This is a genomic window from Streptomyces sp. UF-297 (assembly GCF_058245575.1).
On record NZ_JBSIBZ010000009.1, the window covers coordinates 14,280 to 30,590 of the forward strand.

At 71.9% G+C, this 16,311-nt stretch carries 15 protein-coding genes; 5 read left to right on the plus strand and 10 right to left on the minus strand.

Features of this window, described 5'->3' with window-relative positions:
• Positions 1-422 precede the first annotated feature (422 nt).
• Positions 423-1,220, plus strand: coding sequence for a VOC family protein (locus AC4IJH_RS07785; RefSeq protein ID WP_490850809.1), 798 nt, complete (start codon positions 423-425; stop codon positions 1,218-1,220).
• 133 nt (positions 1,221-1,353) lie between these two features.
• On the opposite strand, the gene AC4IJH_RS07790 is transcribed toward AC4IJH_RS07785, so the two are convergent.
• Positions 1,354-2,115 (minus strand): SDR family oxidoreductase, encoded by a 762-nt coding sequence (locus tag AC4IJH_RS07790; protein ID WP_490850810.1) that lies wholly within the window; start codon positions 2,113-2,115, stop codon positions 1,354-1,356.
• An 84-nt stretch (positions 2,116-2,199) separates the two neighbouring features.
• Between AC4IJH_RS07790 and AC4IJH_RS07795 the strand changes: the two genes are divergently transcribed.
• Positions 2,200-2,847 (plus strand): TetR/AcrR family transcriptional regulator, encoded by a 648-nt coding sequence (locus AC4IJH_RS07795; RefSeq protein ID WP_490850811.1) that lies wholly within the window; start codon positions 2,200-2,202, stop codon positions 2,845-2,847.
• Positions 2,848-3,224: 377 nt separating this feature from the next.
• Complete coding sequence (locus AC4IJH_RS07800) at positions 3,225-4,694, plus strand: sensor histidine kinase (RefSeq protein WP_490850928.1); 1,470 nt, start codon at positions 3,225-3,227, stop codon at positions 4,692-4,694.
• A gap of 152 nt (positions 4,695-4,846) precedes the next feature.
• Here AC4IJH_RS07800 and AC4IJH_RS07805 read toward each other — a convergent pair whose 3' ends face one another.
• Positions 4,847-5,104 carry a WhiB family transcriptional regulator gene (locus AC4IJH_RS07805; protein WP_003983230.1) on the minus strand — a complete coding sequence of 86 codons (258 nt, stop codon included), beginning with the start codon at positions 5,102-5,104 and terminating at the stop codon, positions 4,847-4,849.
• A 320-nt stretch (positions 5,105-5,424) separates the two neighbouring features.
• Positions 5,425-6,393, minus strand: coding sequence for a diacylglycerol/lipid kinase family protein (locus tag AC4IJH_RS07810; protein ID WP_490850812.1), 969 nt, complete (start codon positions 6,391-6,393; stop codon positions 5,425-5,427).
• Positions 6,394-6,475: 82 nt separating this feature from the next.
• On the opposite strand from AC4IJH_RS07810, the gene AC4IJH_RS07815 reads away from it, so the two are divergent.
• Positions 6,476-6,946 carry a hypothetical protein gene (locus AC4IJH_RS07815; protein WP_490850813.1) on the plus strand — a complete coding sequence of 157 codons (471 nt, stop codon included), beginning with the start codon at positions 6,476-6,478 and terminating at the stop codon, positions 6,944-6,946.
• Between the two features lie 143 nt (positions 6,947-7,089).
• Here AC4IJH_RS07815 and AC4IJH_RS07820 read toward each other — a convergent pair whose 3' ends face one another.
• From AC4IJH_RS07820 to AC4IJH_RS07835, 4 genes are all read right to left on the minus strand, one after another.
• The gene (locus AC4IJH_RS07820; RefSeq protein WP_490850929.1) at positions 7,090-8,019 is read right to left on the minus strand and encodes an RNA polymerase sigma factor SigF; all 930 of its coding nucleotides are present in this window, start codon (positions 8,017-8,019) and stop codon (positions 7,090-7,092) included.
• Between the two features lie 43 nt (positions 8,020-8,062).
• A complete protein-coding gene (locus AC4IJH_RS07825) occupies positions 8,063-8,476 on the minus strand; it encodes an ATP-binding protein (protein WP_490850814.1) in 414 nt (137 codons plus the stop codon).
• 268 nt (positions 8,477-8,744) lie between these two features.
• Positions 8,745-9,233: a GNAT family N-acetyltransferase gene (locus AC4IJH_RS07830; protein ID WP_490850815.1), complete on the minus strand. Its 489-nt coding sequence runs from the start codon at positions 9,231-9,233 to the stop codon at positions 8,745-8,747.
• A 64-nt stretch (positions 9,234-9,297) separates the two neighbouring features.
• Entirely contained in the window at positions 9,298-9,558 is a 261-nt protein-coding gene (locus tag AC4IJH_RS07835) for a UBP-type zinc finger domain-containing protein (protein WP_490850816.1), read from the minus strand.
• 87 nt (positions 9,559-9,645) lie between these two features.
• Between AC4IJH_RS07835 and AC4IJH_RS07840 the strand changes: the two genes are divergently transcribed.
• Positions 9,646-11,247 (plus strand): Na+/H+ antiporter, encoded by a 1,602-nt coding sequence (locus tag AC4IJH_RS07840; protein WP_490850817.1) that lies wholly within the window; start codon positions 9,646-9,648, stop codon positions 11,245-11,247.
• Positions 11,248-11,306: 59 nt separating this feature from the next.
• Here AC4IJH_RS07840 and AC4IJH_RS07845 read toward each other — a convergent pair whose 3' ends face one another.
• The 3 genes from AC4IJH_RS07845 to AC4IJH_RS07855 all read right to left on the minus strand — a co-directional run bounded on the left by AC4IJH_RS07845 (position 11,307) and on the right by AC4IJH_RS07855 (position 16,271).
• On the minus strand, positions 11,307-13,880 hold the full coding sequence (locus AC4IJH_RS07845; protein WP_490850818.1) for a phosphatidylglycerol lysyltransferase domain-containing protein: 2,574 nt from the start codon (positions 13,878-13,880) through the stop codon (positions 11,307-11,309).
• Complete coding sequence (locus AC4IJH_RS07850; protein WP_490850819.1) at positions 13,877-15,220, minus strand: alpha/beta hydrolase; 1,344 nt, start codon at positions 15,218-15,220, stop codon at positions 13,877-13,879. The genes AC4IJH_RS07845 and AC4IJH_RS07850 overlap by 4 nt, the downstream gene beginning before the upstream one ends.
• 121 nt (positions 15,221-15,341) lie before the next feature.
• Positions 15,342-16,271, minus strand: coding sequence for a 1-aminocyclopropane-1-carboxylate deaminase/D-cysteine desulfhydrase (locus tag AC4IJH_RS07855; protein WP_490850820.1), 930 nt, complete (start codon positions 16,269-16,271; stop codon positions 15,342-15,344).
• Positions 16,272-16,311 lie beyond the last annotated feature (40 nt).

The window sequence follows — 16,311 nt, forward strand, 5'->3', positions numbered from 1 at the left end:
GTTCCGCCGACCGTCGACCGCCCCGTTCCGCCGACCGTCGACCGCCCCGTCCTGCCGACCGCCGATCGCCCTGCTCTCCGGGCGATCGGCTGAACGGCGGGGCCTTGCGGGCAGGGCATCTCGTGGACCACGCCCGGCAGACCGGTGGCGGGTGGGCCCCGGCCCGGTTCCGGCGACGGGGATGCGCGGCGGGGGAGGGGCTACGGCTTCCGCTTCGGCGTGGCTCTGCCGGAGCGCCGGGCGTGGGGGCCGGGCACCGGCAGAGTGTGGTGCGCCGGTGGGAAGTGCGGGGGCCGGGGGCGGGCGTGGGGCTTCGGGAGATGGTGCATTCCGCGCACGCGGACCGGTGAGTAACTGGCTAGCGTGATGAGGCGGGCCGTCCACCGAGCGGAGGGCCCGCCTGGAAGGAAGGAGCCGGGGCCATGGCTGCACGACCAGAGGGCACACCGTGTTGGGCCGATGCGATGTTCACCGATCTCGAGGGCGCGAAGGCCTTCTACGGTGATGTGCTGGGCTGGACCTTCGGTGAGAGCAAGACGGAATTCGGCAGTTACACCGAGGCGTACAAGGACGGGCAGGCCGTCGCCGCCGTCGTCCCCCCGATGCCCGGCAGCGAAGGGGAGCAGTCGGCCTGGTGCCTGTACTTCGCCTCCACGGACGCCGCCGCCACCGCCCAGAAGATCCGGGACAACCAGGGCACGCTGCTGATGGAGCCGATGCAGGTCAGCGACTTCGGCACGATGGTGCTCGCCCAGGACCCCACGGGAGTGCGCTTCGGGGTCTGGCAGGCGGGCAGCCACGAGGGGTTCGCGGCGCAGAACACCGTGGGCTCCTACGCCTGGGCCGAGATCTACACCCGCGAACCCGAGAAGTCCGACGCCTTCTTCTCCGCCGTCTTCCCCTACCGGGCGCAGAGCATGGCGGACGACACCATGGACTTCAAGGTCTTCCAGGTCGGCGACGACACCGTCCTGGGGCGGATGAAGATGACGGACGATTTCCCGCCCGATGTCCGGCCCTACATCAATGTGTACTTCGGCGTGGAGGACTGCGACGCCGCGGTGTCCAAGGCGACCAAGCGCGGAGCGAAGCTGCACTTCGGTCCGATGGACAGCCCCTTCGGCCGCTTCGCGGCGCTCACCGACTCGCAGGGCGCGGCCTTCTCCGTGATCAACCTCCAGGCGACGAAGGGGGACATGCCCCAGTGGACCGATGCGTGACCGGCGCACGGTGAGCGGCGGCCGCTGACCCGGCCCCGCACCCCCGGCCGTACACCCGGCTTTCCCTGTCCGGCCCCGGATGCCCGGTTCCGGGGCCGGACACCTGCGCTCTTTCCGGCCCGCCGCTGCCGCGTCAGATCAGCGCACCCCCCGTGGCGTCGATCCACTGCCCCGTCACCCAGCGGCTGTCGTCCGAGGCGAGGAAGGCCACGATGTCGCCGACGTCCGTGGCGTCCGCGATCCGCCCCAGCGGGGATATCGCCCTGACCGCCTCGCGCGCCGGAGCATTGGCCTCGCCGCGCAGCCAGCCGGCGTTCATGTCCGTGTCGACGACGCCCGGAGCCACCGCGTTGACCGTGATCCCGCGCGCGCCCAGCTCCTTGGCCAGCGTCATGGTGAAGACGTCGATGGCGCCCTTGGTCATGGAGTAGGCGATCAGCTCCGGCACGGCCGCGCCGCGCGTCAGGCCCGTGGAGATGTTGACGATCCTGCCCCCGTCCCGCAGCCGGGGCAGGGCCTGCTGGGTGATGAAGAACGGGGCCTTGGCGTTGAGGGCGAAGACCCGGTCGAAGTCCTCCTCGCGGACGTGTGCGATGGAGTCGCGGGTGCCGTCCGTGCCGACGTTGTTGACCAGGATGTCCAGGCCGTCGGCCTGCTCGTCGAACGCGGCCCAGAGCTCCTCGACGCCGCCCGGCACTCCCAACTCGGCCCGGACGGCGAAGGCCTGGCCGCCGGCCTCCTCGATCGCCGTCACCGTCTCCTTGGCCGCGGCCTCGTCGCGCCCGTAGTGCACCGCGACCCGCGCGCCGTCCTTCGCCAGCCGCTGCGAGATCGCCCGCCCGATCCCCCTGCTGCCGCCCGTGACCAGCGCCGTCCTGCCCGTAAGCGCGCCCATGGCTACGCCCTCCCCTTTATGTATCGGTTGCTACAGAAAGAACGGTAGCAGAGTTTTTCTAGCGACCGCTATAAAATTCTGGGCATGACGACGAACCCGGCAGACGCGAAGGCGGGCAAGCGGCGCGGCCGCCCCCGTTCCTTCGATCGCGAGACGGCCCTGGAGCAGGCGATGCGCTCGTTCTGGGAGCAGGGCTACGAGGCCACGTCGATCGCCGACCTCACCCGAGTGATGGGCATCAGCGCGCCCAGCCTGTACGCCGCCTTCGGCGACAAGCAGGCCCTGTTCGGCGAGGTGGTGGTGGAGTACGGGCGGCGCTACGGCGGTTTCACGCTGCGCGCCGTACAGGAAGAGCCCACCGCCCGGCGCGCGGTGGAGCGGATGCTGCACGAGGCGGCCGCCGAATACACCGCCCCGGACCGGCCGCACGGCTGCCTGATCATCAGCGCGGCCCTGAACACCACCGCCGCCTCGGCCGAAGTGGCCGACTCCCTCAGGGATATGAGGCAGCGCAACATCCGCGCTTACGAGGAGAAGATCCGCGCCGACATCGCCTCGGGCGAGCTGCCGGCGGACACCGACGCGGGCGCCCTGGCCCGCTATGCGGCCGCCGTCCTGCAGGGGATGTCCCAGCTGTCCCGGGACGGCGAGGGCCGTACGGCCCTGGAGGGGGTCGCGCGCACGGCGCTCGGCGCCTGGCCCGCCAACTCCCGGCAGGGGGCGGGCGGATAGGGCCCCATGGCCGCTGGATCCGCCTCGAAAACACCCGCGGGCCGCGGCGCCGGGACAGGACCCTCAGCCTGTCCGGCACCGCAGCCCGGAGCTTCCATCGGCCGTCCCCGCCGCGGGGTGTGCGGTCCCCGTGGTGGACGTCGGGCCGATCTGAGGGCCTCGGCGCAGTCAGGGCAGAGAGCGCTTCGGTCCTCTATCCACCCTCCTGTGCGGGGAGGGCGGAGGTTCGGGATCCGGGGAGATCCCCGGAAGATGCGTGCCAAGTCATTGTGGACTAGACCATTCTCATCTGTCCATGCCCTTGCGTCCCACCCTTGCGAACCCGTCCGGGGGAACTGCACATACCGTACGCCGGTAGGCTCCGATGTGTGCCCTCCATGAACGATCTCGTACGCCAGCACACCGCTCTGAGCGACTCCGACCTCGAGTGGCTGCACCTGCTGGTCTCGGAGTGGCAGTTGCTCTCCGACCTCTCCTTCGCCGACCTGGTCCTGTGGGTCCCCACCCTCGACGGCACCCGGTATGTCTCGGTCGCCCAGATGCGCCCCAACACCGGCCCCACCTCCTACCAGGACGACATGGTCGGCCACCTCGTCCCGCGAGGCCGCCGCCCCATGCTGGACTCCGCCCTGGACGAGGGTCGCATCGTGCGCGAGGGCGACCCGGAGTGGCGCGAGGAGGTGCCCGTACGCGTCGAGTCCATCCCCGTGCGCCGCGAGGGCCGGGTCCTCGGCGTCATCGCCCGCAATACCAACCTGCTGACCGTACGGACGCCCAGCCGCCTGGAGCTCACTTACCTCCAGAGCGCCTCCGACCTCGCGCAGATGATCGCCGCGGGGGCCTTCCCCTTCCCGGGCCAGCAGGTCGACATGGACGCCTCGCCGCGCGCCGGGGACGGGCTGATCAGGCTGGACGCGGACGGCGTCGTCCAGTACGCCAGCCCCAACGCGCTGTCCGCGTACCACCGGTTGGGCCTGGCCGCCGACCTCGTGGGCCACCACCTGGGCCGGGCCACCGCCGAACTCGCCCCGGCCCGGGGCCCGGTGGACGAAGCGCTGGTCAAGCTCGCCAGCGGCTGGGCCCCGCGGGAGTTCGAGGTCGAGGGCGACGAAGGGGTGATCCAGCTGCGCGCCATCCCGCTCAAGCCCAAGGGCACGCACATCGGCTCGCTCGTGCTGCTGCGCGACGTCACCGAACTGCGGCGCCGCGAGCGCGAATTGATCACCAAGGACGCCACCATCCGGGAGATCCACCACCGGGTGAAGAACAACCTCCAGACGGTGGCAGCCCTGTTGCGCCTCCAGGCCCGCCGGATGGACTCCGAGCAGGGCAGGGAAGCCCTCAACGAGGCCGTGCGCAGGGTCGGTTCGATCGCGATCGTGCACGAGACGCTGTCCCAGAACCTGGACGAGCGCGTGGAGTTCGACGAGATCGCCGACCGGGTGCTGGCGATGGTCGCCGAGATCTCCCCGGGCAAGGTCAGCGCCCGCCGCAACGGCCGGTTCGGCATTCTGGACGCCGAGGTCGCCACCCCGCTGTCGATGGTGCTGACCGAGATCCTGCAGAACGCCCTGGAACACGCCTTCGCGCCGGGGGAGCAGGGTGCCGTCGAGGTCGGCGCGGTGCGCGGCGGCAGCCGCACCGAGCCGCGCCTGCTGGTCACCGTCCAGGACGACGGCCGCGGTCTGCCCGAGGGTTTCGATCCGCACCGGGCCGGAAACCTGGGCCTGCAGATCGTACGGACCCTGGTGGAAGGGGAGTTGGGCGGGACGTTCGACATGGTGCCCGCACAGGAGCGCGGCACGAAGGTCATTCTCGATATCCCCGTACGCGCCGAAAAGCACTGAGCGGACCGGCGGGCGCCGGGCGGAAAGCGCCGGCGCACAGCAATAAGCCCCGGACCGTGATCACGGTCCGGGGCCTAAGGCTCACGTTGCTATGCGCATCGGGGGGTACTGCGCGCTGCGGCTCGGAAGCCACGGGGTGGTGAAGGCTGGTGTCAGGCGCTGGCGTTGCGCGCCCGGTTGCGAGCGGCGCGGCGCTTCATGGCGCGGCGCTCGTCCTCGCTGAGACCACCCCAGACACCGGAGTCCTGGCCGGACTCCAGCGCCCACTGCAGGCACTGCTCCATGACGGGGCAGCGGCGGCAGACGGCCTTGGCTTCCTCGATCTGCAGCAGCGCAGGACCGGTGTTGCCGATAGGGAAGAAGAGCTCGGGGTCTTCCTCGCGGCAAACGGCGCGGTGACGCCAGTCCATGGCTGCTCCATCTCCTCGTATTGCGGGATCGTTGCTTGTGAATGTGAACGCTTTCACGAATCCCTCCACAAGGGAAGGGCCGAGCCCCAGTTGAGGAACTGGTGCGGTCCTGAGGAATGAGGAGGAGGATTCGGGCTCTCAAGGGGGCCGAAGAGCGGCCGTCCCGATCGCCATGAAGAGACTCGCAAACCTCGGCGGCGGATACAACCCCTTCCGGAAAGTTTTTTTTGATTCCTTGGTGTCGCCTAGGTCACAGCCGTACTTCTAGGGGGTGGAAGTCAGCCTAAACGTTCGACTGAAAGGACTTTAGGCCCTACTGCTCACACAATCACACGCAGTGCACGGCGTACGCCTGTGAACGTCACGCTCGTACGCAGTCCAAGATGGTCGCCGTCCATCTGGAAGGGCAGTGGAGCCTGCGATTGCAAGGTGAAGTCCGTCAAGTCATGGAGCGAGACGGCGTGCTTTCCGCGGGGGCCGCGCTCGGGTGTTGACGTCAGCAGCTGGGTCGCATAACGGGTGACCGCGGGGGCGGACATCTTGGTGAGCGCGAACACGTCCAGGGCCGTCTCGAAGGACGCCTCCGGTGAGGGGTAGAGCGGGCGATTGCCCAGGTAGGACCAGGGAGCGGTGTTGCAGATTATGGACATCACCAGGTCCTGCACGGGCTCCTCGCCGGGGCGCGAGAGGGAGATCGTGCCGTGCCGGCGGTGCGGCTCGCCCAGGAACTGGCGCAGCAGCTGCCGCATGTAGAGCGCGTGGGTGGAGCGCTTGCCGCGCTCGCGCTGCTGCTCGACCCGGCCCACCACGCCCGCGTCGAATCCGAAGCCCGCGCAGAAGGTGAACCAGCGCGGCGGTACGCCCTCGTCCTCCGTACCCGGGGTGCCCGCCGCCAGGCCGAGGCTGACGGTGCGCTCCCGGCCGTCACGCAGCGCGTCCAGCAGGGCGCCGGTCGCCTCCACGACGTCGTTGGGCAGACCGAGGGCGCGGGCGAAGACATTGGTCGAGCCGCCGGGGACGACGCCGAGGCGGGGGAGGGCTTCGGGTGCGGGGCCCTGGGTGAGCAGTCCGTTGACGACCTCGTTGACGGTGCCGTCGCCGCCGAGTGCGACGACCAGTTCGATCTGGCCGCCCTCGGCCGCCTGCCGGGCCAGGTCACGGGCGTGGCCGCGGTACTGCGTCTCGGCGATCTCCAGTTTGAGGTCGCTGGCCAGCGCGTGGGTGAGTACATCACGGGTGCGGGCACTGGTGGTGGTTGCTGCGGGATTGACCACGAGGAGTGCGCGCATGGGCAGCAGACTACCTACCTGCCGGTACCGGACCCACTCCCTCCCCTGCGTTACCCCGAGAGGGCGGGGCTACCCTGCTGGGGTGAGCAGCAAGCAGAAGCGCCCCCGGGCGGGCGCGACCGGCCCCCGCAGCGCCCCCGCACCCGCCGCCCCCGAGCCGAGCGGGCCGCGCCCGGCCCGGCTGACCGTCGCGGCGGTGCTCACCGCCGCCGAGGGCGCGGTGCTGGTGGGCATGGGCGTCTACATGCTCGTGATGGGGCTGACCGGCTCGCCCGACAGCCCGCGGCAGGCCGAGACGGGCGGGGCGACGATCATCGCGCTGGGGCTGCTGCCGCTGTTCGCGGCCCGCGGTCTGTGGCTGCTGCGCCGCTGGAGCCGCGGCCCGGCGCTGATCACGCAGATCGTGGCGCTGCCCGTGGTCTGGACGCTGATCAAGGGCGGTGGCGCGCTGATCGCGGCCGGTATCGGGCTGGGCGTGGTCGCGGTCGCGGTGCTGGCGCTGCTGGTCAATCCGACCGCCACCCAGGCGCTGGGCATCGGTCCGCGGGAGTAGCGGGAGCGAGAGCCCGCGGCGGGGCCCCGGCCGGATGTGCCGGGCCGGCGGGGCGGCCCCGTATGGTCCGTGGAGCACGCCCCGAAGGGGTACGGGGCGCACAGGGCGCCCGTTGACGGCCGGGGCCGGGCGGCGGCGCCCGCTCACTCCTCCACGAGGAGCTTCTCGCGGAGCTGGGCGAGGGTGCGGGCCAGCAGCCGGGAGACGTGCATCTGGGAGATGCCGACCTCCTGGGCGATCTGGGACTGGGTCATGTTGCCGAAGAAGCGCAGCAGCAGGATCTTCTTCTCGCGCGGCGGCAGATCCTCCAGCAGCGGCTTGAGGGACTCGCGGTACTCCACGCCCTCCAGCGCCTCGTCCTCGGCGCCGAGCGTGTCGGCGACCGCGGGGGACTCGTCGTCGGTGTCCGGGACGTCCAGGGAGAGCGTGCTGTACGCGTTGGCCGACTCCAGGCCCTCCAGCACCTCCTCCTCGGAGATGGACAGGTGCTCCGCCAGCTCGTGGACCGTGGGGGCGCGGCCGTGGCGCTGGGAGAGCTCGGCGGTCGCGGAGGTCAGCGAGAGCCGCAGCTCCTGGAGGCGGCGCGGGACGCGGACCGCCCAGCCCTTGTCGCGGAAGTGCCGCTTGATCTCGCCGACCACCGTCGGGGTGGCGTACGTGGAGAACTCCACGCCGCGCTCGGGGTCGAAGCGGTCCACGGATTTGATCAGGCCGATGGTGGCGACCTGGGTGAGGTCGTCCAGCGGCTCGCCGCGGTTGCGGAACCGCCGGGCCAGGTGCTCGACCAGCGGCAGGTGCATGCGCACGAGGGTGTTGCGCAGCTCCGCGCGCTCCGCGGAGCCCTGCGGGAGTTTGCGCAGCTCGTAGAACATCGCCCGCGCGCCACTGCGGTCATGAGGATCATGGCCGGTGTGCGGGTTGTGCGGATCGTGCTGATGCCGCTGCTGCTCGCTCTGGTCCATGTGGTCCGCCCGCTCTACCTGCTCCGCCGCGTCCAAGTGGCCGCCCAGGTCGTCTACGCCCACCGGGTGCGGCCGGGCCTGCTGCTCGGGGATGGTCACCCTGTGCGCCATCCGCGCGCCGCGCTCCAGATCCTTCACGGGGCCCCCTCTTCGGTCATGACGGTCCGGGACCGGCGCCGCGCTCCTTGTACAGGCTGATGCTGACCGTGCGGTCCTCGGCGACGGTGGAGTTGACCTTGCCGGCCAGTGCGGAGAGCACCGTCCAGGCGAAGGTGTCGCGCTCGGGGGCACGGCCGTCGGTCGTCGGGGCCGAAACGGTCACCTGCAGTGCGTCGTCGATCAGGCGGAAGACGCAGCTCAGCACACTGCCGGGAACGGCTTGCTGCAGCAGGATCGCGCATGCCTCGTCAACCGCGATGCGCAGATCCTCGATCTCGTCGAGGGTGAAGTCCAAGCGGGCTGCGAGCCCGGCCGTGGCCGTACGCAGCACCGACAGGTAGGCACCCGCGGCGGGCAGCCGGACTTCCACGAAGTCCTGGTTCCCGGGCTCGCCTGCGATCTGGGACACCCTCACCTCCAAGGTGGCACAAGCTGGTTGAGCTGATCTTCGCGCCGGTCGTATCTCCTCCTTGGCGTCAGGAGAACGATTCGGCGCGGCACATGGTTCGCCTGCGACGCTATCGCGATCTGTGGGACGGTGTCGCCCGGGCGGGGCATGGCTGCCTTCCGGCACGACAGTTGGGCCCGCAGTGTCCCGCAATCCCGCGAGTGTCACTGATTGTAAGCCTACGGGCACGGACAGTGGCTAGGGGTCTGCACTGCCAAATCGGCACTGATTACGCTCTGTTGACGCTTGAGACGCCTGCGAGGTTGCACAGCGCATCTCCAGTGAGCCGGAAGACTGTCCATTCGTCCATGGGGCGGGCGTCCATCGACCGGTAAAAGTCGATGGACGGTTCGTTCCAATCCAGGACTGACCACTCCAAACGCCGGTAACCGCGCTCCACGCAGATCCGGGCCAGGGCCGCCAGCAGCGCCTTGCCGTGGCCGCCGCCGCGGGCCTCGGGGCGGACGTAGAGATCCTCCAGATAGACACCGTGCGTGCCCGTCCACGTCGAGAAGTTGCGGAACCACACCGCGAAGCCGACGGGCTCGCCGGCCTCCTCGGCGATCAGCGCGAAGGCCGCCGGGTGGTCCCCGAACAGGGCGTCGTGCAACTGCTCCGCGTCGGCCTCGACCGCGTCGGGCTCGCGTTCGTAGGCGGCCAGTTCGCGGACCATGGCGTGGATCACGGGGACGTCGGCAGGCGTCGCAGTACGGATCATGCCCGAAGGCTAGCGGGCACCACTGACAGCCGTACCGCGGACGGCGGCACGCCCCGGCGGTGGCTCACACCACCTGCTGGTCCACGAAGCACCAGCGCCAGCTCTCGCCCGGCTCGAAGGAGCGCATGACGGCGTGTCCGCTCTCCTCGAAGTGGCCCGTGGCGTGGCGGTAGGGCGAGGAGTCGCAGCAGCCGACATGGCCGCAGACCAGGCACAGCCGCAGTTGTACGGGGTGGCTGCCCAGCGCCTGGCACTGCGGGCAGGTGGCGCCGAGCGGAGCGGGCTCGGGGCGCGGCAGTTCGGCAAGGTGCGCACACTCACTCATGATGGCCAGGTTAGATCGACACTCGATCATGTGGCCGGGCGGGCGCGGCCCGCCGGCGGGGAGCCGAAGGGGAACGGGGCACAGCCGATGGACGTGATGCCGCTGCTGTTGTTGGTCGCGGGGAGCGCGGCGGTCGCCGGAGCGGCCCGCCGCACGCCCGTACCGGCACCCCTGCTGCTGGTCGCCGCCGGGCTCGCGGCCTCCTGGATCCCCGGCATCCCCGACTACACCCTGGACCCGCACGTCGTCCTGCCGCTGCTGCTGCCCCCGCTGCTGCACACCGCCGCGCTGGAGAGCTCCTATCTGGACCTGCGGGCCAATCTGCGGCCCGTGGCGCTGCTGTCGGTCGGCTATGTGCTCTTCGCGACGCTCGTGGTCGGGTACGCGGCGTATCTGCTGATCCCGGACCTGCCGCTGACCGCGGCACTCGTCCTGGGCGCGGTCGTGGCGCCGCCGGACGCGGTCGCCGCCACCGCGATCGCCCGCCGGCTCGGGCTGCCCGGCCGCATCACCACGATCCTGCAGGGCGAGTCGCTGGTGAACGACGCGACCGCGATCACCGCCTACAAGGTGGCGCTGGCGGCCGCGGTCGGCGAGGGCGCCACCTGGGCGGGCGGCATCAAGGAGTTCGCGATCGCGGCGGTGGGCGGGATCGGCGCCGGCCTGGTCCTGATGGTGCCGCTGCACTGGCTGCGGCGCTGCCTGCGGGACTCCGCGCTGCTGCAGAACACCCTCTCGCTGCTCATCCCCTTCGTGGCGTACGCGGCCGCCGAGCAGGTCGGGGCCTCGGGAGTGCTCGCGGTCGTGGTCGTCGGGCTCTATCTGGGGCACCGCTCCTGGCAGGTGGACTTCGAGACGCGCCTCCAGGAGGAGGCGGTGTGGAAGATGGTCTCCTTCGTGCTGGAGTCCGCCGTCTTCGCGCTGATCGGCCTCCAACTGCGGTACGTGCTGGGGGGCCTCGGCGAATTCAGCGGGGCGCAGGCGGCGTGGTACGCCCTCGCGGTGTTCGCCGTGGTGGTGGCGGCGCGCTTCGTGTGGGTCTTTCCCGCGACGTTCCTGCCGCGCGCCCTGTCGGCCCGTATCCGCGCGCGGGAGCCGGGGGTGAGGTGGACCGCGCCGGTGGTCGTCGGCTGGGCCGGGATGCGCGGTGTGGTCTCGCTGGCCATCGCCTTCTCCATCCCCGTGACGGTGCACAGCGGCGCGGACTTCCCCGCCCGCAACCTGGTGCTCTTCCTGACCTTCACGACGGTGATCGGCACGCTGGTGGTGCAGGGGCTGACGCTGCCGCCGCTGATCCGCGCGCTCAAGCTGCCGGGGCGGGACGCGAAGGCGGCGACGCTCGCGGAGGCGCAGGCGCAGAGCGAGGCGTCGCGGGCGGCGGAGGCGCGGCTGGAGGCGCTGCTGGCCGACGAGGGGAACGCGCTGCCGGGGCCGTTGGCGGAGCGGTTGCGGACGGTGGTGGAACGGCGGCGCAACGCGGTCTGGGAGCGCCTGGGGACGGTGAACGCCGTCACCGGGGAGTCGGCCGACGAGACGTACCGGCGGCTGTCGCGGGAGGTGATCTCGGCGGAGCGGGAGGTGTTCGTGCAGCTGCGGGACGAGCGGCGGATCGACGACGAGATGCTGCGGACGTTGCTGCGGCGGCTGGATCTGGAGGAGGCGGCGGCCTACCGGGACGCGGGGGCGTAGCCGTATGCCGGCGGGGCCGGGGTGTGCCGGGCGGGCCGGAGCCGCTGGAAGCAGTGGGGCTATGACGACAGCTTGCGGGCCAGGCGCAAGCCCTGGGCCGGGGACAGGTGGGGCAGGTAGGCCTTGCCGATGGCCCGGGTGATGCTGGGGAGGGCGGCGGGGTCGGGGTAGGCGAGGTACAGGGGGCGGTACTCGGGCTGGAACTTGGCCTTGAAGTTGAGCAGGGAGCGGAAGCCGTAGACGGGCTCCAGGGCCCTGCCCGCGTAGTCGAGGAGGCGCTGGAGGGGGATCGACGGACTCTCTGCGCTGTCGGTGGCCTTGCGGGCCAGGGGCGCGCCGGACAGGCTCAGGAAGCGGGCGCCCTCCTCCTGGAAGCCGAGGGCGGCCGAGGCGATGAGGAACTCCATCGAGCCGCGGAAGCCCTCGGTGCGGCGGCGCATGAAGTCCAGCGTCCAGCCGACGGGTTCGCCGCTCTCGTACACCGGCATCCAGCTGGTGATGCCGTGCACCGTGCGGTCCGTGTCGAGGGCGAGCAGGCAGCGCACCCGCGGGTCGTCCAGCTCGTCCAGGCCGCCGAGGGTGAAGCCCATCTCCGGCAGGCCCTTGTCGGAGACCCACTCCTCGGAGATGGAGCGGATCTGGTCCTTCAGGGCGAGCGGGGCGTCGGGGAAGGTGCACCACTCGGCGGTGATGCCCTCCTTCTTGGCCTTGTTCAGGGCGGTGCGCACGTCCTGCCACTTCTTGCCGGTGAAGGCGAGGCCGGGCAGCGGGACGACGGTGTCCTCGGCGACCTGGACGGACCGCCAGCCCAGCGCGTCCGTACGGGCCCGGGTCTCGGCGGTGACGCTGTAGTAGGCGGGCGTCCAGCCGTGCGCGTCGCAGTACCGGGCGAAGCCCTCGACGGCGGCGGCCCGGGCGTCCGGGGCGCCGAAGGGGTCGCCGGTGGTCAGCGCGACGGTGGAGTGGACGCGGTAGGCGACGGCGGCGCGGCCCGCCTCGTCGAACCAGTAGTGGTTGCCGGGCCAGGTGGTCAGGTAGGAGAGCGTCGAGCCGCCGTGGGCGCCGAGCAGTTCGCGGGCGCGCTGGGCGTCGGTGTCCTCCTGGCGTACGCGGGGGCGGCGGAAGGCGAGCAGCAGCGCGACGAGGGTGACGGCCCAGAAGCACAGGCCCACGTACTCGTACAGGGCCAGCGCGGTGCCGCCGACCGGCACGGGGGTGTCCCAGAACAGGCCGTCGTAGGTCGGCGGCAGGAACTCGGAGGGCAGCCCGGCCAGCAGCTGGGCGAGGGTCGCGGGCGGGTCGTACTGGTCGCGTACGGCCAGGCCGACGCCGACGTAGACGGCGCAGGCCGCCAGCAGCGCGCCGCCGATGACCAGCGCGAGGCGCCGTAGCGCCGCGCCCGGCAGCCGCAGTGCGAACAGGGTGCGGGTCAGCACCATCATCAGCAGCACGATCAGGATCAGCGCGATCTGCTCGACCAGGGCCTGGGTGGTGGGCGTGGTGTCGCCGGGGTCCAGGCCGTACAGGCCGGGGTCGGCGTTGATGTCCACGGCCAGGTAGGACAGCAGGGCGGTCCAGATGGCCAGCACGACCACGCTCAGGCGCCAGGCGGCGCGCAGGCCGCGGCGCAGCCCCTCGGCCAGGACCAGCAGTACGGCGGGCACGACCGCGCCCATCAGGAGCGCGGGGGAGCCGTAGAAGTGGTCCATGGCGTGGACGAGGTTGCAGTCCTGGGTGGAGGCGGCGCAGTACTCGTCGATCTGTGCCCGGTCGGGGCCGCTGGAGAAGAACAGGTTGGAGATCAGGGCGAAGGGGCCCAGGGAGTCCTTGTAGAGGGAGGCGATGGCCGGGCCGACGGCGAAGGCCGCCAGGACCAGGGCCACCAGGACGCGGCCCTCGGCGTTGGAGGAGCGGCGGGCCCGCAGGTGGCTGGTGCCGCGGTGGACCAGTGCGCCGAGCGCGAAGCCCACCACGACCCCGCCGAGCCGCAGGACGCCCTGCACATGGCCCACGTACAGCGTGAAGACCAGCGGGACGACGGTGATCAGCAGGCGGACGCGGCGCCGCCACAGGGCCGTCAGCTCGTAGGACAGGACGGCCGCCACCGCGAGGATGCCCACGCTGGGGGCGGTGGTGTTGTAGCCGGACAGCACCGCCAGCCAGCTCTCGCCGGCCGCCGAGCCCAGCGCGATGACGCCGGTGCCCAGCAGGGTGCCCAGGACCTGGCCGGCGATCAGGACGCAGAGGGTGCGCGCGGAGCCCATGCGCTGCTCGGCGGGGGCCAGCAGCAGGAGCAGCAGCAGGGTCGTACCGATGTAGCTGCCGATGCCGGAGGACCAGACCAGGGAGGTCAGCGGGGCCCACCAGTGGCCGTCGGCCAGGGCGGGGACGCCCATGCCGACCCGGTCCAGGCGGTCGGCGCCCGGGCCGGTGCCCAGGCTGGCGGTGGCGCCGCCCACGATCCACAGGACGGCGATCAGGCCGAGGGTGACGGGGGCCTTGCGTACGGGGGCCAGGACGGGGCCGACGGCGTGCAGCCAGCGCACCGGGCCGCGCTCGGGGGCGAGGGTGTGCGGGGCCTCGGGCGCGGCGGCGGCGCCGGGGTCGTCCGGGGAGACGGCGGGTGCGCTCACGGGGTGAGTCCTGTCTGCCGTGCCAGCCAGGGGAGTTGGGTGACCAGCCCGGGCCGCCAGACCTGCCAGCTGTGGCCGCCGGGCAGCCGCACCAGCTCCACGCTCATGCCCGCCCGCTTCGCCGCCTCGTAGACCTTGCGCTGCTGGGGTCCGTACGTGCTGTCGTCGGTGCCGGCCACGAAGACGCCCGCGGTGTCGGGGAACTTCTTGCGGGCCATCACGTCCATGGGGTTGACCTGGGCGAAGGCCGTGGCGTCCCCGCCGAAGGCCTCGTCCACGGTCTTCCTGCGGCTGCCCAGGGTGGGCTCGTCCTGGCCCGAGATGTCGATGAACCGGCCGAAGACCTCGGGGGCGTTGACGGCCAGCTGGAGGGAACAGGTGCCGCCGAAGGAGTAGCCGGAGACCGCCCACTGCCCGCGCCCGGCGGCGGTCTGCAGATTGCCGCGGACCCAGTCGGGCACGTCCTGCGCCAGATACGTCTGCACCTGGCCCTTCCTGGAGTTCACGCACAGGTTGTTGGCGAACTGGCTGCCGTTGGCGTCCGCCATGACCACGACGGGCGCGAGCCCCTGGTGCTCGGCGGCGAAGGTGTCCATGCTCTGGACCAGCCGGCCGGACTGCACATAGTCGTCGGGGCCGCCCGGCTGGCCCGGGATCAGCAGCAGTACGGGCAGCAGCGGGCGCGGCGAGGCCTGGTAGGCGGGCGGCAGATAGACCAGGCCCTGGCGCGCCTTGTAGCCCGACTTGGCGGCGGGGAAGGAGACCTTGGACAGCGTGCCCTTGTCGGGCAGGCCCGGCGGCGGCTTCCACACCTGTGCGACGGCCCGGCCCGCCGGCACCTCCAGTACGGGCTTCCTGGAGCCGATGGCGGCGCTGAGGTCGACCGTCTTCTGCGCCCAGGGGCCGGGCATGGTGCGCAGCGTCGGGTACTGGTCGTAGTACCTGTTGACCTGCGACATGCCCAGCAGCAGGACGAGTACGGCGCCGAGCACGGCGGCCAGGCGGCCCCGCAGGCGCAGCCGGGGCAGCCGGAAGAGCGCCAGCACCACGCCCGAGAGGGCGATGCCGATCCACACCAGGACCTCGGTGGGCAGCGGGTCGGGGAAGGGCCGCCACCAGCTGTCGACGGCCGTGCCCACCAGGTACGTCGCCAGGCCCGCCACCACTACGGCGACGGGGCCCCACCGCCGCCACCAGAGGCGGTCGCGCGAGAAGAGCAGCGCCGCCAGCGCGCACAGGCCCACGATCTGCACGACCAGCGGCACGGGGCCCGAGGTCAGCGACCAGTCCAGCGGGCCGGACGCGAGGGCGGCGGGCGCGTCGGGGCGGGGCGGCGTCATGCGGTCCCTCCTCTGGCACGCGGTGCGTGGACAGTCCCGGGTGCCAGCCCATCAGCGCGCGGACGCCGCTACCTTCGGGGCGGGGCCGATCGGGTGACCCGCGGCGGGCGCCCGCGGTGCTTCAGGGGGTGCCGGTGATCACGGCGGCCAGGGTCGTGCCCGGTGCGAAGGCGCCCGCTTCGGTCAGCGTCGTCAGGCCCAGCAGCATCTTGGCGACGTACAGGCGCTCCACGGGCAGGGCGTGCCGGTCCTCGAAGTCGTCGGCGAAGGCGTCCAGTTCAGGGGTGCGGCGGGCGTAGCCACCGCAGTGGAAGTCCTCCTCCACGTGCCAGTCGCCGCGCCGCCGCCCGAAGGCGGCCCGCTGCAGACGCTCGGTCTCCTCGCCCAGGAAACCGCCCTTGAGGACCGCGAAGCCCACCGCCCGCTGCCCGGGGGCGAGCCCGGCGGCCAGCCCGGCCAGGGTGCCGCCGGTGCCGCAGGCCACCGCGACGGTGTCGATCCGCCCGCCGTCCCGCGAGGCCTCGCCCAGCTCCCGCCCCAGCTCCGTACAGCCTTGCACGGCAAGGGAGTTGCTGCCGCCCTCGGGGATGAGGAAGTACGGGCCGAAGCGCTCGCGCAGCGCGTCGAGGACCTCCGGGGAGTCCTTGCGGCGGTAGCTGCCGCGGTCGGTGAAGTGCAGCCGCATGCCGTCGGCTGCGCAGCGCGCCAGGGAGGGGTTGTAGGGGCGGTCCGCCAGTTCCTCGCCCCGTACGACGCCGATGGTGGCCAGGCCCAGGAGGCGGCCCGCGGCGGCGGTGGCGCGCAGGTGGTTGGAGTAGGCGCCACCGAAGGTGAGCAGGGTGCGCTCGCCCGCCGCGGTGGCGGCGCCCAGATTCGGCGCGAGCTTGCGCCACTTGTTGCCCGGTATCTCGGGGTGTATCAGGTCGTCGCGCTTGAGCAGCAGCCGTACGCCGCGGCGCGCGAACCGCTCGTCCCCCGCCTCCTGGAGCGGGGAGGGCAGGCGCGGCCGCAGCGCTTGGAGGGCGGGGGAGCCGGGAGCGGTGCTGGTCATGCACCCATTGTCGGCGCTGCCTCCGCCTCCGGCGGGCCCG